General features: G+C 60.4%; 24 protein-coding genes, 1 tRNA gene, 1 rRNA gene, 3 pseudogenes and 1 other annotated feature. Of the genes and pseudogenes, 14 read left to right on the top strand and 15 right to left on the bottom strand.

Going from position 1 to position 22,716, the window contains the following annotated elements:
- Positions 1-187: 187 nt before the first annotated feature.
- Positions 188-302, top strand: a 5S ribosomal RNA gene (gene rrf / locus AB4Z52_RS20340).
- An 82-nt stretch (positions 303-384) separates the two neighbouring features.
- Positions 385-461 (top strand) — tRNA-Met (locus tag AB4Z52_RS20335).
- A 418-nt stretch (positions 462-879) separates the two neighbouring features.
- Here AB4Z52_RS20335 and AB4Z52_RS20330 read toward each other — a convergent pair.
- The 4 genes from AB4Z52_RS20330 to tnpA form a co-directional block, all read right to left on the bottom strand.
- Positions 880-1,464 carry a plasmid pRiA4b ORF-3 family protein gene (locus tag AB4Z52_RS20330; protein ID WP_442219720.1) on the bottom strand — a complete coding sequence of 195 codons (585 nt, stop codon included), beginning with the start codon at positions 1,462-1,464 and terminating at the stop codon, positions 880-882.
- A complete protein-coding gene (gene tnpC, locus AB4Z52_RS20325; protein WP_442219719.1) occupies positions 1,464-3,122 on the bottom strand; it encodes an IS66 family transposase in 1,659 nt (552 codons plus the stop codon). The genes AB4Z52_RS20330 and tnpC overlap by 1 nt, the downstream gene beginning before the upstream one ends.
- A gap of 79 nt (positions 3,123-3,201) precedes the next feature.
- Positions 3,202-3,549 carry an IS66 family insertion sequence element accessory protein TnpB gene (gene tnpB / locus AB4Z52_RS20320; protein WP_046119556.1) on the bottom strand — a complete coding sequence of 116 codons (348 nt, stop codon included), beginning with the start codon at positions 3,547-3,549 and terminating at the stop codon, positions 3,202-3,204.
- Positions 3,546-3,887, bottom strand: a complete 342-nt coding sequence (tnpA, locus tag AB4Z52_RS20315; RefSeq protein ID WP_442219718.1) for an IS66-like element accessory protein TnpA — start codon at positions 3,885-3,887, stop codon at positions 3,546-3,548. Before tnpA ends, tnpB begins: the two co-directional genes overlap by 4 nt.
- A 58-nt stretch (positions 3,888-3,945) precedes the next feature.
- Here tnpA and AB4Z52_RS20310 point away from each other — a divergent pair.
- Positions 3,946-4,265, top strand: a pseudogene (locus tag AB4Z52_RS20310) (transposase); the annotation flags it as partial.
- Positions 4,182-4,286: a sequence feature (AL1L pseudoknot), on the top strand. It overlaps the preceding pseudogene by 84 nt.
- A gap of 74 nt (positions 4,287-4,360) precedes the next feature.
- On the top strand, positions 4,361-4,525 hold the full coding sequence (locus AB4Z52_RS20305; RefSeq protein ID WP_442219717.1) for a hypothetical protein: 165 nt from the start codon (positions 4,361-4,363) through the stop codon (positions 4,523-4,525).
- 174 nt (positions 4,526-4,699) lie between these two features.
- Here AB4Z52_RS20305 and AB4Z52_RS20300 read toward each other — a convergent pair whose 3' ends face one another.
- The 4 genes from AB4Z52_RS20300 to AB4Z52_RS20285 form a co-directional block, all read right to left on the bottom strand.
- Complete coding sequence (locus tag AB4Z52_RS20300) at positions 4,700-5,935, bottom strand: MFS transporter (RefSeq protein WP_442219716.1); 1,236 nt, start codon at positions 5,933-5,935, stop codon at positions 4,700-4,702.
- Between the two features lie 4 nt (positions 5,936-5,939).
- Positions 5,940-6,269 carry a hypothetical protein gene (locus tag AB4Z52_RS20295; protein WP_442219715.1) on the bottom strand — a complete coding sequence of 110 codons (330 nt, stop codon included), beginning with the start codon at positions 6,267-6,269 and terminating at the stop codon, positions 5,940-5,942.
- 2 nt (positions 6,270-6,271) lie between these two features.
- A complete protein-coding gene (locus AB4Z52_RS20290; RefSeq protein WP_442219725.1) occupies positions 6,272-6,826 on the bottom strand; it encodes a cysteine hydrolase family protein in 555 nt (184 codons plus the stop codon).
- A gap of 89 nt (positions 6,827-6,915) precedes the next feature.
- Positions 6,916-7,374 (bottom strand): MarR family winged helix-turn-helix transcriptional regulator, encoded by a 459-nt coding sequence (locus AB4Z52_RS20285; RefSeq protein WP_442219714.1) that lies wholly within the window; start codon positions 7,372-7,374, stop codon positions 6,916-6,918.
- A gap of 379 nt (positions 7,375-7,753) precedes the next feature.
- Between AB4Z52_RS20285 and AB4Z52_RS20280 the strand changes: the two genes are divergently transcribed.
- Positions 7,754-8,803 carry a hypothetical protein gene (locus AB4Z52_RS20280; protein WP_442219726.1) on the top strand — a complete coding sequence of 350 codons (1,050 nt, stop codon included), beginning with the start codon at positions 7,754-7,756 and terminating at the stop codon, positions 8,801-8,803.
- 260 nt (positions 8,804-9,063) lie between these two features.
- On the opposite strand, the gene AB4Z52_RS20275 is transcribed toward AB4Z52_RS20280, so the two are convergent.
- From AB4Z52_RS20275 to AB4Z52_RS20260, 4 genes and pseudogenes are all read right to left on the bottom strand, one after another.
- On the bottom strand, positions 9,064-9,456 hold the full coding sequence (locus AB4Z52_RS20275) for a hypothetical protein (RefSeq protein ID WP_442219713.1): 393 nt from the start codon (positions 9,454-9,456) through the stop codon (positions 9,064-9,066).
- 673 nt (positions 9,457-10,129) lie between these two features.
- Positions 10,130-10,255 (bottom strand): annotated as a pseudogene (locus AB4Z52_RS20270) (ATP-binding protein); the annotation flags it as partial.
- A gap of 470 nt (positions 10,256-10,725) precedes the next feature.
- Entirely contained in the window at positions 10,726-11,631 is a 906-nt protein-coding gene (locus tag AB4Z52_RS20265) for a nucleotidyltransferase and HEPN domain-containing protein (protein ID WP_442219712.1), read from the bottom strand.
- A 1,283-nt stretch (positions 11,632-12,914) separates the two neighbouring features.
- The gene (locus AB4Z52_RS20260) at positions 12,915-13,073 is read right to left on the bottom strand and encodes a hypothetical protein (RefSeq protein WP_442219711.1); all 159 of its coding nucleotides are present in this window, start codon (positions 13,071-13,073) and stop codon (positions 12,915-12,917) included.
- Between the two features lie 88 nt (positions 13,074-13,161).
- Here AB4Z52_RS20260 and AB4Z52_RS20255 point away from each other — a divergent pair, with 88 nt between their 5' ends.
- The 3 genes from AB4Z52_RS20255 to bla all read left to right on the top strand — a co-directional run bounded on the left by AB4Z52_RS20255 (position 13,162) and on the right by bla (position 14,937).
- Positions 13,162-13,413 carry a ribbon-helix-helix domain-containing protein gene (locus AB4Z52_RS20255; protein WP_442219710.1) on the top strand — a complete coding sequence of 84 codons (252 nt, stop codon included), beginning with the start codon at positions 13,162-13,164 and terminating at the stop codon, positions 13,411-13,413.
- A gap of 2 nt (positions 13,414-13,415) precedes the next feature.
- Positions 13,416-13,781 (top strand): type II toxin-antitoxin system RelE/ParE family toxin, encoded by a 366-nt coding sequence (locus AB4Z52_RS20250; RefSeq protein WP_442219709.1) that lies wholly within the window; start codon positions 13,416-13,418, stop codon positions 13,779-13,781.
- Between the two features lie 271 nt (positions 13,782-14,052).
- On the top strand, positions 14,053-14,937 hold the full coding sequence (gene bla, locus AB4Z52_RS20245) for a class A beta-lactamase (RefSeq protein ID WP_442219708.1): 885 nt from the start codon (positions 14,053-14,055) through the stop codon (positions 14,935-14,937).
- 66 nt (positions 14,938-15,003) lie between these two features.
- On the opposite strand, the gene AB4Z52_RS20240 is transcribed toward bla, so the two are convergent.
- Both AB4Z52_RS20240 and AB4Z52_RS20235 read right to left on the bottom strand, forming a co-directional pair.
- Complete coding sequence (locus AB4Z52_RS20240; protein ID WP_442219707.1) at positions 15,004-15,177, bottom strand: hypothetical protein; 174 nt, start codon at positions 15,175-15,177, stop codon at positions 15,004-15,006.
- Between the two features lie 549 nt (positions 15,178-15,726).
- A complete protein-coding gene (locus AB4Z52_RS20235) occupies positions 15,727-16,305 on the bottom strand; it encodes a TetR/AcrR family transcriptional regulator (protein ID WP_442219706.1) in 579 nt (192 codons plus the stop codon).
- Positions 16,306-16,473: 168 nt separating this feature from the next.
- Between AB4Z52_RS20235 and AB4Z52_RS20230 the strand changes: the two genes are divergently transcribed.
- The 3 genes and pseudogenes from AB4Z52_RS20230 to AB4Z52_RS20220 form a co-directional block, all read left to right on the top strand.
- Positions 16,474-17,118: an NADPH-dependent F420 reductase gene (locus AB4Z52_RS20230; RefSeq protein WP_442219705.1), complete on the top strand. Its 645-nt coding sequence runs from the start codon at positions 16,474-16,476 to the stop codon at positions 17,116-17,118.
- A gap of 52 nt (positions 17,119-17,170) precedes the next feature.
- A complete protein-coding gene (locus AB4Z52_RS20225; RefSeq protein ID WP_442219704.1) occupies positions 17,171-18,112 on the top strand; it encodes an SDR family oxidoreductase in 942 nt (313 codons plus the stop codon).
- A gap of 66 nt (positions 18,113-18,178) precedes the next feature.
- Positions 18,179-18,412: pseudogene (locus tag AB4Z52_RS20220) on the top strand (NAD(P)-binding domain-containing protein); the annotation flags it as partial.
- A 1,126-nt stretch (positions 18,413-19,538) separates the two neighbouring features.
- On the opposite strand, the gene AB4Z52_RS20215 reads toward AB4Z52_RS20220, so the two are convergent.
- Positions 19,539-20,435 (bottom strand): LysR family transcriptional regulator, encoded by an 897-nt coding sequence (locus AB4Z52_RS20215; RefSeq protein WP_442219703.1) that lies wholly within the window; start codon positions 20,433-20,435, stop codon positions 19,539-19,541.
- A gap of 272 nt (positions 20,436-20,707) precedes the next feature.
- On the opposite strand from AB4Z52_RS20215, the gene AB4Z52_RS20210 reads away from it, so the two are divergent.
- The 3 genes from AB4Z52_RS20210 (at position 20,708) to AB4Z52_RS20200 (ending at position 22,614) form a co-directional block, all read left to right on the top strand.
- On the top strand, positions 20,708-21,442 hold the full coding sequence (locus AB4Z52_RS20210; protein WP_442219724.1) for an SDR family NAD(P)-dependent oxidoreductase: 735 nt from the start codon (positions 20,708-20,710) through the stop codon (positions 21,440-21,442).
- A 75-nt stretch (positions 21,443-21,517) separates the two neighbouring features.
- Positions 21,518-22,117, top strand: coding sequence for an NADPH-dependent F420 reductase (locus AB4Z52_RS20205; RefSeq protein WP_442219702.1), 600 nt, complete (start codon positions 21,518-21,520; stop codon positions 22,115-22,117).
- Between the two features lie 83 nt (positions 22,118-22,200).
- Entirely contained in the window at positions 22,201-22,614 is a 414-nt protein-coding gene (locus tag AB4Z52_RS20200) for a nuclear transport factor 2 family protein (RefSeq protein ID WP_442219701.1), read from the top strand.
- The last annotated feature ends 102 nt before the right edge of the window (positions 22,615-22,716 follow it).

Genomic DNA, 22,716 nt, shown 5'->3' with positions numbered 1-22,716 from the left:
CGCATGAAGCTTACCGGTACTAATAGCTCGATTGGCTTGATCGTTCTCATTGATCAATGCTCATCTGGCGCTACAAAGCGCCAAAGATGATGCAAGACGTGTTCCAGGCTGTTTGCCCAACCGCAAAACACCCTGAAAAAAACGAGACTTCGGTCTCACCAGCTTCTCAAATGTTGCGCTTTGCCGACCTGGTGGTCATGGCGGGGCGGCTGCACCCGTTCCCATTCCGAACACGGCCGTGAAACGCCCCAGCGCCTATGGTACTTCGTCTTAAGACGCGGGAGAGTCGGTCGCTGCCAGGTCTGCCAAACGCAACATTCAAAAAGATCAACTTCTCAAAACAAACAAACCGGCCATAAGCCGGCATCCGCCGGACACGACTTCCGCGGGGTGGAGCAGCCCGGTAGCTCGTCAGGCTCATAACCTGAAGGCCGCAGGTTCAAATCCTGCCCCCGCAACCAGCAATTCGTGCGATGCCAAATCGCCCACAGCAGCCGCCCCAACCGGGCGGCTTTTTTGCGTTTGGATGTTCTGAAACGAGAAACGTCAGTATCGCGCCAAAACGGTAACTATTCGGCCAGCGCAGCCGGGCCTACGATTTCAGGGTAACCATCCGGCCAGGGCCGCGGTGGCTACGTTCAGTTCGGATGTGAGGGTCTGTGGACTTCACTCCCGTGCCCAGATTGACTGCGCTCAGCATTCCAGACACCTGCATGAACCGCCCCGGCTTGATCGGAGGCTCCAACTCCTGAGAAGGTGGAGCCATGACAAGCAAGACGACCAACAAGTTCTCTCCCGAGGTCCGGACCCGCGCGGTCCGGCTGGTTTTGGATCACGAAGGCGAGCATACGTCGTAAGCATTCGCCGAGGACCGCAGGTTCAGCCTTTCTTTCGCGATCGGCGCTTCCACTTTGAAGCTAAAGCCTCGACGTTTTTGCGGAGATTGGCGGCGTCGACATCGCCAGGATCGTAGTGCGCATCGCCCCACCATTCCACGAGTTCGTGGTGACGCTGATGGTTGGTGTCCGCAATGGCCTCGCGGAACTCTTCATAACCCCACGGACCGCCGACATCCTCCGGTGGACATCGTCCGRCAACTTCGAGAAGGAAGGGATCGTCGAAGCCGGCGGTCGCCGGAAAGATCTTTTCGATTTTCACGGTGTGCGTCCAGCCGTCGCCGAAGTCATAGAGATACTTGAATGATTTCGCGCCGATATCTTCGATGGCAGCAAGAAGCGTTTCCTTGCGCGCATCGATGGGACCATCAAAKCCGCCATCAGGCACGCCGAACCCGATGTCACGGATCCTGAACTCATATAGATGGCTGTTGGTCCAGCCGAAAGCCTCCTGAAGAACCTCATGAAGCCGGTCAAGCCGAATGCGGAATGGGACAACAACGCGCCGCATCACCAAGGGATCAACGTCATCAAGCGTGATCTTTAAGCGAACGAGAGGACCTGCCATCAGGCCGCCCGCGGCAGAGATRTTGTTGTGGTTTTCCGCCAATTCCAGGGGAGAAGCTCATCGATCCGATTGGCTGGATGGTCGGCGATGCGGGCGAGAACRTCTGCAAGCCAGGCCTGTGGGTCAATGCGGTTCATTTTCGCGGTGACGATCAAGCTATACATAGCCGCCGCCCTCTGGCCCCCTCGATCGGAACCGGCAAATAGCCAGGCTTTTCGTCCGAGCGCCACACCGCGCAGAGATCGCTCCGCGCAATTGTTCGACAAGCAGATACGGCCGTCGTCSAGGAAACGGGTGAAGGATTCCCAACGGTTCAGCATGTAGTCAAACCCCTTTGCCAAGTCATTGTCACGCGACAACCTGGCGCGGTRTTCGCGTACCCATACTTCCATGTCGTCAATCAGCGGTTTTGATAACTGCTGGCGGATTGCCTTTCGCTCATCCGCAGTGCGGCCATTGATCTGGCGTTCGATTTCGAACAGTGCGTCGATCCGCTKCACCATGTTCAATKCGACTGGTGAGATAACGGCGGCACTTTTGCCTTGCGCCTTTCGGCGCGCATTGGTCTCCAGATCGGCCTGCGCAAAAAACGGTCGTCGCGCGTGCGCCCAACACCCCGCTTCATAAATCGGACCCGGACTTCGATCAGGAAGATAGAGCTGGCCATAGCCCGTATACGCATCCGCCTGAAGGATGCCGCTATAATTGGCCAGATGCGCCTGTGGATGTTCACCGGCCCGGTCACGGGAATAATAGAACACCGCCGACGGTGGCGCCGCTCCCCCAAACGGAGCATCGTCCTTGACATAGCTCCATATCCGACCGGTGACGGTCTTGCCGAGAGMCAGAACAGGCACGGTCGTGTCATCCCCGTGGATCCGTTCAGACGCGAACGTATGGCTTTCAATCCGCCGCACCAGCGGGTCAAGGACCTGGCAGCACGCGCCAATCGCGTCTGCTGCTGTCGACAGACTGATTGGCACACCTTCCAGGGCAAAACGTTCGACCTGGCGATTGAGGGGAATGTGCTGGCCGAACTTGTCGCAGAGCATCATCGCCAAAAGGCTCGGCCCCGCCCATCCTCTCGGGATGACATGGAAGGGTGCAGGTGCCTGGCTGATCTTCTCGCAGTCACGGCAGGTGAACTTTTCCCGCACCGTCTGAATGACCTTCCAGCTACGCGGTACGCTCTCCATCGTTTCGGTGATGTCTTCGCCGAGCTTGCGAAGCCGTTCACCGCCACAGCAGCTGCAGGCAACCGGACCAGGCACCACGACACGCTCACGCGGCAGATGTTCCGGGAAAGGCTTCTTGACGGGCCGCTTGCGCGTAAATCCGGTGACCGCAATCGCAGCAGCCGCAGCAACGGCCATCTCGGCGGCAAGCTCATCTTCGGTCGCCGTCGCTTCGGCGTCCTCAAGCAGCAGCTCCATCTGTGCAATCAGCCGCGCCGTCCGTTCCGACTTCTGACCACGCAGCTCACGTTGCAGCTTTTCGATATAGACTTTCTGCCGAAGAATGATGGCCTGATCGTCGGCCTCCTTGGCCTTGGCAACAGCCAATTCGGCCAAAGCAGTAGCCCGTTCCGACCGCGCCATCGCCAGCTCTGCTTCTAGGGCAGCAGCATGATCACAGTGAYGTTCCGAGCCGGTTTCCATGCTCTAAAGTGAATCACAAAACCACTGATTTGCATAGCTTTTCTTGGTGCTGCCGCACGCAAATCCCGCCAAAAAGACGCTATCCCGCGCTCGTCGGGCGCCATGTCTGCTGCGGGTTTCGCCAGTCAATTCCCTCAAGCAAATAGGACATCTGGCCAGCCGTCAGCGCAATCGCTCCACCCTCCGTCGCCGGCCAAATAAAGCGGCCGCGCTCGAGCCGCTTTGCGTATAGCGAAAGGCCAATTCCATCATGCCAAAGAGCCTTGATCAGCCGGCCACTTTTCCCGCGGAAGACAAAAACGTCACCCTTGAACGGATCACGACCCAGACCTTCCTGCACGATCAGAGCCAGGCCCTGCATCCCCTTGCGCATATCGCAATGGCCGCTCGCAATCCAAACGCGCACGCTCGAACTGATCGGGATCATTTGAGCGCACGCATCACTGCCGCGGCAAGATCACAAGGTGCCCCGGACGCAAGCCTCACCTTGGTACCGTTCGCAAAGTCCACAACGATGGGCGCCGCGCCACCTCCGCCGCTGCCAGGAACGTCCAAGACAGTCGCCGGCACGAAGGCAGGAACATCTTTCACAGACAGCACCTGGCGGCGCCACGTGTAGAGCAGCCCCGTCGAAACATCAAAGCGACGCGCTACCTCCGAGACATTTGCCCCCGGTGCAAATGCCGCATCCAGAATTTCCTGTCGATCATCCGGTGACCAACGACGCCGCCGTTCTTGACCCGTCAGCAAAATTGCCTGTGCCATAGTTCCTCATTGCGCTCTTAAATCCACTCTCAAGAGCGCAAAATCACCTTCTCGGCAAATTCCCGCAAGGCGGTCCACGCCGGAGGGATACCATACGTCGCGGTGGGCTGCGGTCTCGTCGATCGCCGCAAAGATCGGCTGCACGGCGCAGACGCTGCGTGAGTGGGTGAAGAAGGCCGAGCGCGACAATGGCGTGCGAGTCGGTGTGCCTACGGATGTTGCGACGAAGCTGAAGGCACTGGAACGCGAGAACCGCGAGCTTCGACAGGCCAATGAGATCCTGCGCAAGGCGAGCGCGTATTTTGCCCAGGCGGAGCTCGACCGTCGGTTCAGGCCATGATCGCGTTCATCGACGATCACCGCCAGACGCACGGTGTCTAAATCCATCAACTTCCATCGCTCGTGATGCCGGCATCCGCAGCGCGCTGGAACTAACAGTCCGTGAACTGGATCAGCTTCGCCGCCGATTCAAAATGCTTTTGTCCTCCGGCGAAATCAGGCCCTGCGGCTGCGGCAATCCCGCTTGCCCTACCTTCATGCTCACCGGCGCAGCAGCCCGCGAGATGGACCGGGCGCGCGATCGAGTGCTTGCGGCTTTCCGGCGGCCGCATCCCTCCTTCAACGTCATCCTAGAATGACGTCGCCAAAGCGGCTCAGCGCAAAGATAGTCCCTCGTTTGGCAACCAGATAACAACATCGCGGAGGCGACCGCGGAACGGATCGCCGAGGAGCGCCAGGCCGTCACGAAACAGGGCATACCGATAGTCACCCCCTTCGCGGCCTGCGGCGAGGCCCTCGCTTGATGTCGAACCTCATAGCCGATGACCGTCCAAGCGTACACGCAGGCGCCCATGCTTCATCAGATAAGCAAGGGCGACGGCCGCGGCTGTGAACCCCGAGGCGGCGCCGACGCCCAGCGCCCAGCGTGGACCGACGGCATCGGCGACCCAGCCGACGATGGGAGCCCCTATCGGCGTCGCCCCCACGCCGATGGCGAGACGCAGCGCCATGACGCGCCCGCGCATCACAGGCTCTGTGGATAGCTGCATCAGACTGCTCGTGGAATTGGTGAAGGTCAGGATCGACACGCCGATGACGACGAGCGCGGCGCCGAACAGCCAGACATCGGGCGTTATCGCGGCGAATGCAAAGCCGATCCCGAACGTCGCGGCGCCGACGAACAGAAGCCCGAACCGGGGCTTGTCGCGTCCGGCGGCGAGCAGCGCACCGGCAAGTGTTCCGACCGCCATGACCGAGGTCAAAATGCCGTACTGATCGGCTCCGCCATGGAAGACCTTGATGGACATGGTGGAGATGAAGATCGGAAAATTCAGTCCGAAGGTGCCGATCAGGAAGAGCATCCAGAGGATAGCCTTCAGGTCCGGGCGGGACCGGACATACCGGAACCCGTCCACGAGGCTGCTCCGGGACCGGCTAGCGCGGAGGTTGGCGTGAAGCTCTTTGACGCGCAGGAGCCCAAGCGAACCCAGCACGGCGCCGAAAGAGGCCGCGTTGATCAAAACCGCCCAGCCAGAGCCGATGGCTGCGATCAGGACGCCGGCAACAGCGGGGCCGATCATCTGCGCGACGTTGATGGAGGCAGAATTCAGCGCCACCGCGTTTGAAAGGTCTTCGTCCCGGACCAGGTCGGAGACGAAGGTCTGGCGCGCCGGCATGTCGATGGCGTTGACGCAACCGGAGAGGAAAGCGAGGACGTAGACATGCCACAGCTGAACGAGACCCGTGACGACGAGGAGGCCGAGGCCAAGGGCCAGCAAACCCGAAGCCGCCTGGGTGGCGATCAGAAGCCTGCGCCGGTCGAAACGATCGGCGGCATAGCCGGACCAGGGCAGCAGGAGAAGCTGCGGCCCGAACTGCAGGCCCATCACGACGCCAACGGCGGTTGCGCTGTGGTGGGTGAGTTCCGTCAGCACGAGCCAGTCCTGGGCGGTGCGCTGCATCCATGTGCCGACATTGGAGACAAGCGAGCCGATGGCCCAAACGCGATAGTTGAAGACCTCCAGCGAGCGGAACGTGCCCTTGGCCATGCCGTCACGAGACCGTGGGCGAATTGCCGCCGTGGAACCGCCCGAACAAGCGTGCGCTCAGCACACCGATAAGCAGAACGCCGACGCCCACGGCGATGACGTGATCTGCGGCGCGCAGGTCGAAATGTCCCACACGGGCAAGGAGACAATAGGCGATGACGCCGTTTGCAAACCCCCAGAGCACGTTCACGGTCGAGGATGAAAGCCCTTCGCCCGGCGGCTTGGCAAACGGGCTCTGAAAGGACCGCCCCATCATGCCGCTGACGAAGTGAGGAACGGCGTTGGCCAGAAATGCGCCGCCGAACAGATAGGATATGTCATGAAGCCAGTTCATGCTCAGGCACTCCTTTGCAGAAGATCGATGATCGCCTGCGTCGTGCCGGTCTCTCCAATCCTAGGGAAAACCCGCGTGACGCTCCAGGCGTGGGCGTCGGCATTTGGGTCGGCCATGGCGTCGGTCGCGAGCATGACGTTGAAACCGAGCTCATAGGCCTGGCGCGCGGTGACCTCGACGCCATTGCTGGTGGCCACACCGACAATCACGACCTGCGTGACCGCCAACGCCTTCAAATAGGCTTCAAGGCCGGTGTTGGTGAAGGCGCCCGGCGTGTGCTTCGTCACGACATGGTCTTGCGCCTGCCGGTTCAGTTCGGGGATGAGATCGGTCCAGCCGACTGGAAATTCTCGATGGCCTCGCGGCTGCTCCGTCCGGCCCGGCGCACCGCCTGCGACATTGACCAGCACGACAGGCAGACCATGTCCGCGAAAGACGTCCAGCAGCGTCCTGGTGTGCTTCACCACGCTGTCCATGGGCGGCGCGTTCGGTAGCGGTACGATGCCTTTCTGAAGATCGATGACGATCAGCGCGGTCTTCGGGTCGAGGGTGGTCATGGTCACGGTGTTTTCCTTTCTGCGATCTGGATGACTGGTGAGACCACGTCTTGTCCCGTCACGCGCGTCAGCGGCGTCAGGCTTTCCAGTCAGCCCCGGCGGGCGTCGCTCTCGCCGAGACGCTTGATCAGCGCGGCCGCGGATATCAGCGTTTGTTGTTCGTCCGGATCCAACTCGGCCATCGCGGTCAGCAGCCACTCTTGCTTCGCGGCGCTCCGCTTCCGCCTCGCCTCGATGCCTTCGGCCGTAAGTGCGAACAGGACCTGCCGACCATCCGTCGGATGCGGGCGACGCTCGACCAGGCGCTCGCGCTCCAGCTCGGCGAGCGTGGCGCCCATGGACTGGGGTTTCACCGATTCTGCCCGCGCGAGGTCCGCCGTCGTCATCGGACCCGCCTTCTCCAGCCGCGACAGCGCCACGGTCTGCGACCACGTAAGTTCGTCCGAATTCGACTCCGCGCGCAGGCGCCGCAGGAGTTGCCCAATCGCCAGGGAAAGTTCGGTGACGGCAGTTACGAGGGATGGGGATGTGTCAGAAGGATCGCTCATATCCTCTCTATACAGATAGACAGGAAAACTTGCAAGTCTTCCTTCTTATTATACGAACGCACCGACCGGCGCGACCCTTTCGGATCGCAGCAGATCATTGTCGTTGCATTAAAAATGCTGATTGTGTCGGAAGCCAACGGGGGCTTGCCTGACCGGTCATACAATCTATGGCGAATGATGTGCCAGCTTGAACAGAGGCGAAGGTCGGCAATCGGCGGCGTCTGTGTAACCATCGCGTAGAATCGGCGGGGCGGGCGCGAGCCTGCTGGCTCCGGGACAGGCCTGGGCGGACTGCGTTATCGGCGTCACTATCCAGTGCAACGATACCTCCACCACCAGTACGACATACAGCGCCGACCTGCCCTTTGACCGCAATTACGTGATTGTGTCCAACACACCGGTCATCGTTGACGTCATTGCGGGAACGACGATCAGCGGGAATGGCCTTGCGGTTGCCAACACCGGCACTGGCGGCGTCTTTATTATCAACAATGGCGCGATCGCCGTCGATGTGGGCAACACGCCGACGGCTGGTGGAACGGCGGCCCTGTCGGTCTCGGCGGCCGGCGCGATCACCTACACGGGTGGGAACATCACCAACAACGGCGCAGGCAACGCATTCGATGCAACGCAGACGGGCGGTGTCGGTTCGGTGAATATTAATATCACCGGCAATGTTTCTGCGGCAACAGGCGAAGGCATCGTCGTCCGCGACGTGGCGACCAGCACCGGCATTTCGGTGACCACCAACGATGTCACCGCGCTGACGGCGGGCAAGGACGGCATCAACATCCAGTCCAACTTGCTGGCCGGCAACATCACCGAGGTCGCCAATGGCAACATCCGTGCGGGCAATGCCGGCATGGTGGCGGCGTTCCTGGGCGCTGGGGCGGCCGGCAACATCGACGCGACCGCCAACGGGTCGATCGACGCCCGCTTCGGCATCGACGCCGAGAACTTCGGCTCGGGCTCGACCACGGTCACCACCGTCGGTCCTGTCACCGCGACTAGCGGCGACGGCATCTTCGCGCTGTCATCAGGCGGCGCCGTCACGGTCAACGCTGGCGATGTCACTCCACCGGCAACACGGCGATCATCGCACGACAGACCTGAGTTGGAGCCGGCGCGATCGCCATCACCACCAGCGGCACGGTCGAAGGCGCCATCGCCGCGATCGACGCACAATCAATCGCCGACCACGCTATCGGCATCACTCTTGATCGAGACGTTCGACCTTTCGGTTGCGCTGAGAGGAAGGAACGCGATGCCAGCGGAGAGACTAAAGATGTGGCGTGTCCGCGAGATCCTGAGATACAGATTTGAAGATGGGCTTGGTCACGGGTCGATTGCGCTGCACGTCGGTGCGGCTCCCTCGACGGTGCGTGAGACACTGCGCCGTGTTGAGATCGCAGGCTTGTCCTGGCCGTAACCGAACGATGCGCCGATATGGCAAATCCCGGCGAGCCTTGTGCATGTCGGCCCACAATACCGGACCCGGCCGCGCGGAGCGCATGGTCGCTCTCCTCGTCGTGGGGCTCCGCTACGGCGCGAGTCAATCGGTGAACGCGCCTTCCCGACATCGGTGAATTGGCGAGGCTCCGGGTGGCTCTGCGCGACAGGTCAGATCGGCTGCAAGCGGTGACACCCCGCGAAGAGTCGGAAAGGTATATGACGGCTCGCGCGCCCCGGTCACTTCACGGAAAAGTCGACCGCTTCCTTCACCGTGCGGTCAACGGAGATCTGCACCTGATAGGTGCCGACCGGCCAGCCGGCATCCGGCTTGGTCATCGAGGAGTCGACATGGTTGTCGATCTTGCCGATTTCGAAGCTGACCTCGTCGATCTTGTAGTTCGCCGGCGCGACACCGCCCGAATCCACCGAAATCCAGCTCACGGTTAGCTTCGATCCCGAGGCCACAGCGTCGGTCAGGTCGGCGGAGAGGAAGATCTTGGCCGTGTCCGGCGCAAATGTCGCCTGGGTCTCTTTCGCGTCCTTGCTTGCGGACAGCACGATGTTTTCCAACCCTTCGGCCTGCACGTGCACGGCGAACGTTCCGACCGCCACCAAGGCGGCTGCCCCCATCATCGTCGACCGAATGCGCATGCTCTTCCCTTTGGACTGAAACCGCGGCCCGCGTCCGACTGATGTGGTGGGTGCCCGCGACCGCTTTAGTAGAGTGCGAGGGCGGGGTTTGTCAATGGAGCCGCGGCGCCATGATCGGCGTTTTGACGTGATCCTCCATGTCCGTCGTCAGGGATTTTGAGACGGGGCCTAGCTTGATCTAGCGCCCGTTCGCTCGCCACCGGGTGTTCGAGTCAGAAGACCGCTACATCGCAATACCCACTATCGAAGAGGCATTCTTTTGCTACCGGAGGCACCCCGTGTAGAGCGGCGGGAACCGTATGTCTGCAAGTCCCGCGCGGAGTGTTCCGAACACTCGATCCCCGCGTTTGACGAGGCTCGCAGAATGCAGGCGGCGCGTATTTTCGAGAGCGGCCGCGAAGCTGTACCGGCGTGAATGTCCGTTTCGTCCTCTTGATCCCACAAAGCCGTCGGTCCGGCCAACACCAGACATTGGCGCGTTTGGGGGCGGCTATGCTGCAAGCTTCGCTATAGCTCGCTCAACCAATCGCAAGAACCGGGAGTTGCGAGCAGCTGCAACCAACGCCTCTTGCTCAGAGGCGAAGTCCCGGCCATGGCGCCTTCCCGCAACCATCGCCATAGGTAGCGCAGAACCGCCGTTTGTCGGTTGTTGTTGGCCTACTTCTCCAATTTTGTGCACCAGCGTCGTCTTGCCGGCACGGCGTGGCCCAACGATCAGCACCGCAGGTGTGTCTGAAACCGCCTCTTCCGCTCTTTGCTCGACAAACCGTTTGTACATGTTGATTCCCAATCCGTTCTGATTAGAAATCATCAAGCATGATAATTAGAAGTCAATGGCAAGATGGATAGAAGTAACAGAGTTGAGATATGGAAATCAGCGTATGGAATACGGCCAGGTAGGGACAACCTCTCGGTGTGAACCGGCACCGGAATCCGGCAGCGGCCCATTTGGGCAATCCAAATCGTGCTCTCGGAAAAGCTAGTTTCCAAAGGGGATGTCGGCGACGCTAACCGCGTGTGATAGGTTACATGTAACCACCGCGGTCGGAGCAAAATATGGCTTTTGTATCAAGGCGCGTACCCTCGCGGGTAGATACCGGAATGAAGACCCGATTACACGGGAATGCGTTTTGGATGCGGCGGATGCCTTACGATAGGTTCTGGCTTTCCCACGACTCGGGCTGAGATGGGCTGCTGTGGCTGCCGCTTCATAATGAACGAGTAGCGTGGAAGTAGCCGCAATGGGGCTCACAGGGCCTTTTGAAGATTGTCGAGATGCTCTTCGCAGATCGTCTTTACCAGCTGCTGCAGCTCGCCGGTGCGCTCGCCAAGCCAGATCAAAGCTTCCTCGCCGATCGTGAAATGCTTGGAGTAGCGCGCCTTCACATAGGCCTCGTTGATGGTGTTGAACCAGGCGACATGGCGCTGCCGATCCTTCGGCCAGACCGCTACCAGCCGCCGGTCGCGGCCTTCCGCCAGCGTCCGCAGATGGTTGAGGTTGTGTGAGGCAGGGCTGTAACTGGTCAGCGTCAGCAACAGCGTCGAATAGGCTTGTTCAATGGCTTGATGTAGAAGAAAAGCGGCATGTTTAGGATAGCTTTTCTCCATATAGAGCGAGACCCCGTCCATTAAAGCTACTGCAAAAGAAAAGCGGTCGTCAAAATGCTCCTTGGCGATGCGGTATTCGTCGGCGGCTGAGCGTGGCCTCGGTTCGGCCAGCGGCTCGTCGTCGAGCTCATAGAGCACGATGCCGTCGCGACGGATGTCGCGAAAGAAATAGTTGCCCTCCTTCAGCGCCGTGTTGACCTCGCGGCGCGAGTGCACGACCAAGCTGACCGGCGTCTTGATGGCGCGGTCATGTAGGAAGCGATCGGCGGCCTTGTACCAGTAGAGCGCAAAGTCGGTGAGCTTGCGGTTGTTGACGATGACGAGCAGATCGTAGTCGGAGCGATAGCCCTTGCTGGTATGGCTCTCCTCGACCCAGTCGCCACGGCCGTATGAACCAAAGAGCACGATCTTCAGAATCCGCCCCTTCTTCTTGAAATCGGCGGTGCCTTCCTTCAGCGCATCCTCGAACTCCTCATGCACGATCTCGACGATGCGCGACAGTTCGCGTCGTTTGCGTTCGGGCAGATGATCGAGGCTGGATTTCATGGAAAGCGGCAATCTTTCTTTCTTCGCTCACGCCCTCTAAGCGCATTCAATGTGGTTTCTTCCCCACCAGATGGCAACAGCGCCACTGCCGATTACCGCTTCGGTTGCTGCAGATCGCCAATGGCTTCCAGCAGCGTCAATACCGTTTTCAGCGTACACGACGTGCAATTTGGAAACGCTTCGCCCATAGCGTTCTTAAACCTGTTCGCTGAGACCAAGCAAGCCACGAAACGTTTGTCGACACCCGTTACCCCCGTTTCGGTTTTCCGAACCCAATCGATAGCATTACGACGACGAACTTTCCGCGCATCGCGTCGCTGATCATCTCCTGAATGTCGGGGCGCAGGAGCGACGCGTCGGAGATCGCGTGGTCGGCATAGCTGTCGACGACCGTCCAGCCTGCTTTTCGGCATGCAGGCGGCCGAGCAGCAACTGATCCTCAATCGAGGCGTCTCGCTGATTGTCCGATGAGTAGCGGGCGTAGAGCTCGACCTCCATGAGGCGACCTCCTTACTCCGGGAGGCGGTCTCGGATCTGGCAATCTGTTTCGGCTTGAACGAAGTCCCGCGCGGCCTGTCGCGTCAGTAGTCTGACAAGATTGACGAGGCGTGGACCTAGCTTCGACGACGTAGGCACAGCCGGTCGCGGGTAGCGTCGGCGATCAAAGCTTTTCGGCGTTGTAGTCTCGGTGGCGCCACGACCGCGTTCTTGTCCTCGCACGGAATACTCCGCTTCGCGACAAGGATGCCAAGTGATAGCGCCTTTGAAAGGGAGAAATCACTTGTAAATCAGTGGCTTGTGGAGAGGCGGAGCGGAAGGCGGCGAGTATGGGCGTAGTCGCGCGCGACGAGACGAAGCCGAGCGAACAGAGCCTCGACCTCGCGCCCATATCGCGCGCCAGTCGGCCGATCAGTGCTGCATAGATTGCGTCGCAGCGGGGAGGCTTCTGCCCGACCTCTTCCGGAAGCTCATCGATCGCCAGCGTGAACGAACTGAGGCTGTAGAAGCCACGACACCAAGTTCGTCGTCGGTTGCGACAAACACCCGCGCGATGTTGCGTTTGTCGTCCTGGCTGGCACGACGCTGGAGCCAGTCATCGAGATCGGACTGCCCGCACGCGAATTGTTCTCGATCGTGACCCTTATCCAAGGGCGCGATAGCAAACCCCATGAGCCAGTCAGCCCACCAGATCGCGGTGCTGGCGAGGGCCGCCCCCAGCTTGTCGGCAGGTCAACTCCTTGGCGGGGCCGGCAACGCGCAGTTCGATCCGGTCTTTCTTCAATTCACGGGGTGGCCTGATTGAATGGGCAGAGGGCGGCATAGCAGTATCCTTTTGTGCAAAAAGGTGCGGCAATACGCCGTGCACGGCAATAGCTGGGCGTGATTTCCTTGGCATTGAGCTTGAGGGCAATCACCAACTGGCCGCCAGTTTGCGGGTTCATTGCGCACTCCCATAATGGAGCACGGTGATGAATATTGACAATATGTGCTACGATACTCACAATAAAGGGAGAACGAAAGGATATGCCAATGGCATCGGGAAGCATTCACGTGAAGGTAGGCGGCCAGTTGCAGGCCCATATTCAGCAGCAGATTGGTGAGGACGGCCTCTACGAAAATGCCAGCGAGTATATTCGGGCGTTGATCCGTCGCGACTTGCAAACGCGGGATGAGGCATGGGATGCGCTGCAAAAGCAACTCGCACCTGCGATGAGGGCGGATGATAGCGAGTTTGTCGCGGTTTCCGCTGAAGATGTCATCCGCCGCAATACGCGTCGCTGATCGTGGCAACCTACCGTTTTTACCCGCGTGCGGATGCGGCGCAGGACAAGATTTGGCGCGACACCGTTGAAAAATGGGGCGAGCCGCAGGCTGTGACCTACATCACGGGGCTTCACGCGCACTTGAAGCGTCTTTGTGAAGAAAGGGCGCATTGGCGCCGGCTTCCGCAAAAGCTTGCGGTTCCCGCCGATGTCAAACGCGAGGCGCATTTCAGCCGCTATGAACATCACTATTTGTTCTTCCGCGAACTTGATAACGGCGATCTTGGCGTGATGAGCATTTTGCACGAGCGCATGGATTTGCCGGTCCGGCTGAAGGAAGACTTTGCCGCCTTGATAGAAAAACAGGAAAAGACCGACGAGACATAACCGTCTGTCGCCGCAAGACGTTTTGTGGGAACCGGAGGCAGGTGACTGCCTCCGGTGACCCGGTGCCACGACGTTGCTGCCCATTCTCTTTTGATGTTCCGATTTCGGGCTGAAGGGCCTAAGGGCCCTTGAACATCATTAAAGGGGCACAGACATACGGCAGGATAACATGGATGAGCGGAAGCCCGGCCCCCTGACCAGTTCTCGGTCCTAAATTTGACGCCTTTCAATTGTTCTCGATTCAATTCCGACCAGGGGGGATTGAAACTACATGCCTTTACTGATTACGCGCCGGGTTGCGTTGATGACGCCGATAATTGCCCTGCCGGCGCTGTTTTGCCCTCTTGCACGGGCGGAGACCAGCCGCAAAGGCATTGAGTTGCGGCTTAAAGAGCTTGAAACGCGTAGCGGAGGACGCCTTGGCGTCGCCGTGTTGGATACTGCAACCGGTCAAGTAGTTGGCAATCGCCTCGACGAACGCTTCGCTATGTGCAGCACGTTCAAAGCATTGGCGGTTGCATACACGCTCGCTCGCGTTGATCGCGGCGAAGAGCAACTCAGTCGGCGAATTTTTTTTACTGAGCGCGATCTGGTAGTGCCTTTTAAGGCGACCAAGTCCCACCTCGCGGATGGCATGACAATCGAGCAATTGTGCCAGGCAGCATTAACTGTGAGCGATAGCACCGCGGCGAATTTGCTTTTGGCAAGCTTCGGTGGCCCTTCCGCGCTTACCGCCTATCTCCGTTTTTTGGACGATCCAATCACCCGTCTCGATAAGATTGAGCTGGACTTGAATGTCGTGAAGCCGGGGGAAACTCACGATACGACCTCACCACGCGCTATGGTCGGAACGCTGCGTCGGGTCGTTCTTGGCGACGCACTGTCAGCCCCGTCTCGCATTAAACTAACCAATTGGATGATCGATTCCAAAGATGCAGCGACACGACGCCTCCGTGCTGGCTTGCCGAAAGGATGGCGGATCGCGAATAAACCGGGAACCTGGGACGGAATTTCCACCAATGACATCGGAGTGGTCTTTCCGTCCGATCGCGATCCGATCGTGGTTGCAGCCTATCTTGCAGAAGCGCCAGGGGAGACCAAGGATCAAGAGGCTATCTTGGCTGATGTAGCCAGGATTGTCGCTGAGGAAATCTAACCGACCCGGCTTGATCAGTTTCATGGACCAAAGGCGCTAGATACGCGGCTCTCCAACCATCTGAACCTAAATCAATTTCTCGTCCTCTTTGTCCTCCATCCCGAACCGGATGACGCGCACGCCAGCGGTTTTCATCTGGGCCAGGGCGGCATTCTGGTCTGCGATGCTGAACGAACTGGGATGAACGAAATTGACACCTAACCGCGCGATCAGGTGGTGGTGACTAAACGCGCGCGCCATTGATGGACCTTTCACAGCGAAGCCGAGGCCTCAGCAGGAATCGGGCGTTGCGAGCCCCCGCAACCACTCTACGGCACGCTATGCTGCGACGACCTACTTTTCGGACTCGAAGCTTCTAGGGACAGTTCTGACTTGACCTGATCCGGCGAATATGCGGCGCGAGACGTTCCAGAACTTCGGCCTCACTGATCTGGCTCACTCCCTCGTGCTGGTAGGCCACGATTACAGAAGCCAATACCTCGCTCCAGCTCTTCAGGCGGAGCCCGGCCAGTGGCACCAATCCGGCGCTCCAAGCGGCGAGTACGGCGACGGCCGACCCGCATCCGCTAATCAGCCCACGAGTAGCACGAGAACGAGCGCCGACAGGACAGTCAGGATGACACCGGGGTTCGGAGAAATCCCGGACCCACCTACATCCCGCTGCTTCCGCGCTGGATGGACGAACGAGGTATCCGCATCGAGGTCGTCCGCTACGAGGTGCGCAGCTTCAAGCGCTGGCCGCCTTATGCCGGCATCGCCGAGAACATGCTTACCAACGCCACTCTCCCGTCAACACGTCGCCTTCTTAACATCGTTGCTTGGCAGGTTTGTCTGGATGGCGCTCGCGATGATTCGAAAGAGATGATCGGCCCGTGGCGCGAATGAGGGTAGGTCGACGAGCCAGCCGAGCGCCGACATCAGGCCGAACAGGTCGTCGCCATTCATATCGGTGCGGGCCGTACCTTCGGCCTGAGCACGGAGCAGTAGTCGCGCGCTCGCCGAGTGCACAGCTGCGCATGAAGCATAAAGAGCGGAGTCCGGATTCGTGTGGGCGGCCGCCATCAGCGCGACAACGCCCCTATAGCTTTGGGCGAATGCCAACCAGTCGCGAAACCAGGACACGAGCGCTTCGTCAGGGGAATTAGACGTTTCGAGTTCGTCTGCCTTCTGCGTCAGTGCGTCCAGATCCGTACATACCAACGCTTCAAATAAGGCTTCTCGCGTCGCGAAATGACGAAGCAGCGTCGCCAACCCGACGTCGGCCCGACGGGCGATATCGCGCATCGACGCATCGACACCATGCTCGGTGACGACCTCACGCGCGACCGTGAGGATATGGTTGTAATTTTTTCTCGCGTCGGCTCGCATGGTTTGCCTTGATAAATGGATCGGTGGTCCATATGTGTGGATCGGCGACCCGATTGTAAAAGTGGATCACTGGTCCACTAAATACAGTGCATGCATGTGGATGGCAACAGAGGCGCGGCCCGAAAACGCGAAACGAGAAGTCGTGGGGAATTCGCAAGGAACACTTACATGAGAAAAATCAGCACAATCAGCATCATCGGATCAGGCGGCATGGCGGCGGCGATCGGCAGCCTTGCCGCCAAGGCCGGACACACCGTCGAGGTGATGAGTCGCGACGCCGCCAAGGCGCGGGCACTGGCCGATCAAGTCGGAGGCGGCGCGACGGCAGCGGGTTTCGGCGCCGCTCCGACCGGGGATATGGTCATCCTGGCGGTTCCCTATTCCGCCGTTCTCGACGTCGTGAAGCAATACGGCGAAGCGCTGGCCGGCAAGCTTCTCATCGACATCACCAACCCTATCAAATCCGATTTCACAGGCTTTCTGACCCCTGAGGACAGTTTCGGAGCGCAGGAGATTGCCAAGGCAGCCCCTGCCGATGCGGTCATCGTCAAAGCGTTCAACACCCAGAATGCCTGCGTCCTGGCTGCCGGTCCAGTCGAGGGCCGCCCGCTGGACGTGTTCATCGCCGGGGACGACGCGCAGGCAAAGGCACGCGTCTCGGCATTCATCGAGAGCGTTGGGTTGCGCCCGATGGATACCGGGAAGCTGCCCATGGCGCGGACACTGGAGCACGCCTGCATGCTGTGGCTAGGGCTCATGATCCACTCCGTCAAACACGGCAACTTTTCAATCGGTGTCAGCCTTCGTGGCTGAGTCCACCGTCAGAACTTCTTCTCACATCACCTCACTCACAAGGAGCATTTACATGCACGTTTTCGTCACTGGCGGGACCGGCCATTCCGGCCCCTATATCATCTCCGAGCTTATCGGCACTGGGCATGAAGTCACTGCCCTTGCCCGGTCGGACAAAGCCGAGGAGGCGGTTTCCAAGCTCGGCGCCAAGGTGCGTCGCGGTAGTCTCGAGGATCTTGACGGGCTCAAGGCCGCGGCTGCAGACGCCGACGGCGTAATCCATCTTGCGCACAGGCAAGACCTGCTTCCTACGGGCGGGATCAACGCCGTGGCTGCCGCGGAGCGCGAGATCATGCTGGCGTACGGCGAGGCGCTGGCGGGGACAGGAAAGCCGCTGGTCGTGTCGGCGAGCATTGGCGGCCCCGGATGGGAAGGTCTGGGCCGGCCGGCCACGGAGGACGATCCGTCCCTTCCCGGGGGCGATCCGTACAAAGGCACCCTACGGGTTCGCAATATTGTGGAGACCACGGTCATCGATCTCGCCGAGCAGGGCGTTCGGTCTTCGATCGTCCGGATTCCTGAAATCATGCATAGCACGACCGATAATGCCGGCTTCTTGCCGCTGCTGATTGGGCTCGCCAAGGAGAAGGGCGTCGTCGGCTACCCCGGAGACGGCGAGAACCGGTGGACCGCTGTGCACGCCCTCGATCTCGCCTCAGTGTTCCGCCTGGCGCTAGAGAAAGGCCCCGCCGGCAGAAACTGGCACGCGGTCGCGGATGAAGGTTTTCGGTTTCGCGAGCTCGCCGAGGCCCTTGGCAGCCGCCTAAACCTGCCGGCCGTACCCATTCCTGCAGACGCGCTCATGTTGCCGGGTTATTTCGGGTTCCTCGCAAATCTGGTTACGCTGGACACCCCGGCGTCCAGCGCCATCACGCGTCAGGCCCTCGGCTGGGACCCCACTCAGCCCCGCCTGTTCGCCGATTTGGACAACGGTCACTACTTTCCTGCCCGCTGAGTTTATCCGGGGGATGTTCCCTTTAAAGACAACGAGCAATATTCAAACCTCACCAGGAGACTGAAGATGAGCACCATCAGCATCATCGGCGCAGGAACTATGGCCACTGCGATCGCCGGCCGTATTGCCAACGCCGGGCATACCGTCGAGGTCGTCAACCGCGACCCCGCCAAGGCGCAGGCGCTGGCCGACCAGCTCGCAGCCGGAGCAACCACAGGGACCTACGGCGCCGTGCCGGCGGGCGACATCGTCATCCTCGCCGTGCCGTACACCAATGCGGCGGCGGTGGTGGCCGACTTCGGCAAAGCGCTCGACGGCAAGGTGATCATCGACATCACCAACCCGGTTAACCCCGACATGTCGGGTCTCGTCATGCCCCACGGCAGTTCCGGCGCGCACGAGACCGCCAAGGGCCTCCCCGCCGGCGCGCATGTCGTGAACTTTCAACACCATCTTCGGCCACGTCCTTGCCAAGGGTGGACGCCTCGACGCGTTCATCGCGGGCGACGATGCGGAGGCGAAGGCGCGCGTCTCGACCTTCCTCGAAAGTCTCGGCCTGCGTCCGTTGGATGTCGGCGGTCTACACATGGCCCAGACCCTCGAGGCGCTCGGTCTGATGATGATTGGTCTCGCCAAGAACGGCGCCGGCACCTGGGACCTTGCCATGAACGTCGATATCGGCTGAATCACCGACAGCACGACCTACCGGCAGGTCCACAACACCACTGGGAGAGAGGCAACAGACAGTAAGCCCCATGAAGGCGCCTGCTTCAGGCGCCTCCAGATCCCTGCACAGCCTCAACTATCCGGTCTGAGTGGTTGGCGCGTTCCCCGCCGCGACGTGTTTGCAGTGACGAGAGATGGCGCACCCGACACGATTCGAACGTGTGGCCTCCACCTTCGGAGGGGCATCGCTCACTCTATGTTGCTAGTCGCGGAATGGCCCTCACCCCCAACCTCAAGTATCAGGTGTTGCGTGCCCATAGAAACAAAAATTCTCGAATGAAATCACGCTCTTGACCTCACGGTCAGGAGCTTTTTCATGTGTCGCGGATCGTGACACATAAATGCGGTCGAAACCCGCGTTTCCAACGGTTTCCGAAAGTTCCGACCGTGTGACACGTATGGCACATGGCGACGGCTCTTTGTTCTTGGGGCGTTCACGGGATGGCGCGGGAAGTTGCCGGCCGCAATTCAAACGAACAAGTACTCTTCCGGCCGAGCCGTGAGATTGGCGTCGGCGATCCCGGCGTCGTGCCTCAGGCAAATGGCCCGGTTGGCTATGAGAGCGTTTTTCTAACGTAAGCAATGCCGCTGCGGCTCAGCTCCCCATTCGCCAATTATCGACAGCATCTGTGCAGCAACGGACGAGAGGCGGGGACGGCGCGTTTCCCGGATGACCGCGTCGACGGCGACCTGCCGGGCGTCAGTCGAGCGGTATTGATAGGCCTGCGAGAAGCGGAGCGTACGCAGCGAGCCTGCGGGATACGAACTCCATGAAGAGCCGAACGCGCTTCGTCTTACGAGACTCCCCCTGTGTGAGAAGCCAGAGCGTTCCGTACATGTGCAGGTCGGTGCCGGGCACCCTCACCAGCAGGGCATCGGCATCTCCGATGAAGCACGGCAGTGTCGTGATCCCGAGCCCTTGCCGTACAGCAGCGATCTGCGCCGCAGCGTCCGTGGTCCTGAATGGAACCGCCGTGGTGCGAACCTCACCCTCGCTGACCCACTCCGGAATGCCATGCATGCTTATGACGATCCACCGGATGGGATCAGGTGCGCCCGCACGCCATGCGGCCAGTCGATCGCGAGACATGTAGACGCCGCCGAACAGCTCTGGCCCCTTCAGGCCGTGAAGATTGAGCGGCAGTGTTTTGCGGTCGTAGACGACGCGGATCGCCACGTCAGCCTCTCGGTTGGTCAGATTTGCCAGCTCGCCGGACGACAAGATTTCCATCTCGATGTCCGGATGCAGACGCGCGAAATCGGCGAAGTCCGGCATGAGCAGGTGTGTCGCAAGGACCGGTGTCAGCGTCACCCGCAGGAGCCCGCGCACGCTCTGGTCGCGCCCGAAGACGCGCGTCTCCAGCTGGTTCGACGACGCTTCCATCTGGTTCGCAAGCTCGAGCACCTCCTCGCCCGCAACCGTTAGGCGATAGCCCGAAGGCAGCTTTTCGAACATCTGCGTCCCGAGGCGTTCCTCAAGCTGGGCGATGCGTCGCAGCACGGTCGCGTGGTTCACCCCCAGGCCCTTGGCGGCGGCCCGCACCGATCCTCCGCGTGCGACGGCAAGAAAGTAGCGAACGTCATCCCAGTCGATCATGGTGCAATCCCGCACCGGGCGGTGCGCCTTCCAAAGCCCTAACTTATCGTACAACGGTACAGGGCGTCCATCATAACACTTGTCGACGAGCGGAGCCTCATTCCGAACGGCGGAACCTTATCGTCGCGACTGCAGTTAACAGCCGTGCCGGATCGATTTCGCACCACCGATGTGCGCGCTTTCGCACTCAACGCCTGACCCCGGCAGACCCATGTTGAAGGTCTCGGGGCGTTCCCGAATGACCAAGGCGGAAGCCTGGAGGGATGTACGACATGACCAGACTGAATGGAAAGACCGCCGTCATCACCGGCGGCGCTACCGGCATCGGCCGCGCAGCGGCGAAGCGTTTCATCGAGGAGGGCGCCTTCGTCTTCATCTTCGGCCGCCGACAGGAAGCGCTCGACGCCGCTGTGGCGGACCTCGGGCCCAATGCCCGCGCGGTGAAAGGCTCGGTCTCCAATGAAGCCGACCTCGACCGACTGTACGCAGCTGTGAAGGCCGAGCGCGGAAGCCTCGATATCGTCTTCGCCAATGCCGGGGCCGGAAGCCCGCTTCCGCTCGGCAAGATCACCGCCGAGCACATTGATGAGACCTTCGACACCAATGTGAAGGGCACGATCTTCACGGTCCAGAAGGCGCTGCCGTTGATGGGCCCGGGCGGTTCGATCATCCTGACCGGATCGAGCGCCGGCACCACCGGCGCCCCGGGATTCACTGCCTACAGCGCGAGCAAGGCAGCAGTGCGCAATCTCGCGCGGACCTGGGCGGCGGACCTGAAGGGCACCGGCATCCGGATCAATGTGTTGTCGCCCGGGGCGACGGCGACCGAACTCGCGAAGGAAGCGCTGGGCGAGGAGGGCCAGAAGGCCTACGGCGCGATGACTCCGCTCCAGCGCATGGCCGATCCGGCGGAGATCGGGGCCGTGGCCGCCTTCCTCGCGTCGTCGGACAGCAGCTTCATGACCGCCAGCGAGGTCGCCGTCGACGGCGGCCTAGCCCAACTCTGACAACACTACACCTGGACGGGCTCCATTCGATATTCGGAGCCCGACCCGGGCGTGGTAAAACAAAGGAGAATAAATATGAGCTACGCAATTATCGGCTTCGGCAATATCGGCAAGGCCCTGGCCAAGGCGTTTGCCCGCAAGGGCATCGAAGTATCCGTCGCAACCACGCGCGACCCGGAAAGCTTTGCATCCGATGCGGCCGCGATCGGGGCTACGATCATTCCCAAAAAGCTGGTGGATGCGGTCAAGGCGGACATCATCTTTTTGGCTGTCCGTTTCGAGCAGCACCCGGATGTCGCAAAGGCTTTGCCCACCTGGCAGGGGAAGACCATCGTCGATGTGACCAATGCCTACGGCGTGCCTCCTGAAAAACTGGAGGGACAGCCTTCTTCCAAGTTCGTTGCGCAGGCATTCTCTGGCGCAAAACTAGTCAAGGGCTTCAACCATCTGGTCGCTGCCGTCCTTGATCAGGATCCGGCCGTGCATGGCGGCAGGAGGGTCGTGTTCCTGGCGAGCGACGATGACGCTGCCGCAGCGGAAATTGGTACGCTCGCGGAAAATCTCGGTTTCTCGCCGATCAAACTTGGCGGGCTGTCGGAAGGTGGGCTGCTCGTCCAGGCGCGTGGAAATAGCTGGGGTCATCTGATCTTTAAGGATCTGGCCAAGTTCGACTGATGAACACAACGTGCCAACCGGCGGGCTACGATGCACGGATCGGATCGAGCGCGAACCGATCCGCGCGAAATGGAGAAATTCCCATGAGCATTGAGAAGAACATCCAGACCGTGAAGGACTTCTTCGCCGCGATCGGCCGCGGCGACAGGGAGGCTCTGTTGGCACTGGTCGCCGAAGACATCGAGTGGATGATTCCGGGCAAGGACTGGCCGCTGGCCGGCACGCGCCACGGTCACGCCGGGCTGGCGGATTTGCTTGAGACTGCATCCAAGTCGATGGAAACGTCCACGGAACCCCGTGAATTCGTGGCGCAAGGAGACCGGGTCCTCGTCGTCGGCTTCGCGAAGGGAAAGATCAAAGCTACGAACAAGACGTTTGTGGACGACTGGATCTTCGCCATCACGGTCCGGGATGGCAGACTGACCAACATCCGGGAATACGTCGACACGCAAGCACTGGCCCGGGCCGCGCAGATGGACGCATCCGGACCTGCGTAGCGCTGGCCCTTTGCAGCCGTCGGCTTGGGGTAGATGGTGGATCAGCCGTGATCGTCCCCTCGCACGCCGCGCTCATCGAATGCCCAACCATAAAGGAAATCC

The sequence above is a fragment of the Rhizobium sp. 2YAF20 genome (genome assembly GCF_052114685.1).
Lineage (GTDB): Bacteria > Pseudomonadota > Alphaproteobacteria > Rhizobiales > Rhizobiaceae > Rhizobium.
The sequence above is the reverse complement of the archived record's forward strand: the minus strand, read 5'-3'. Positions and strand labels throughout refer to the sequence as shown.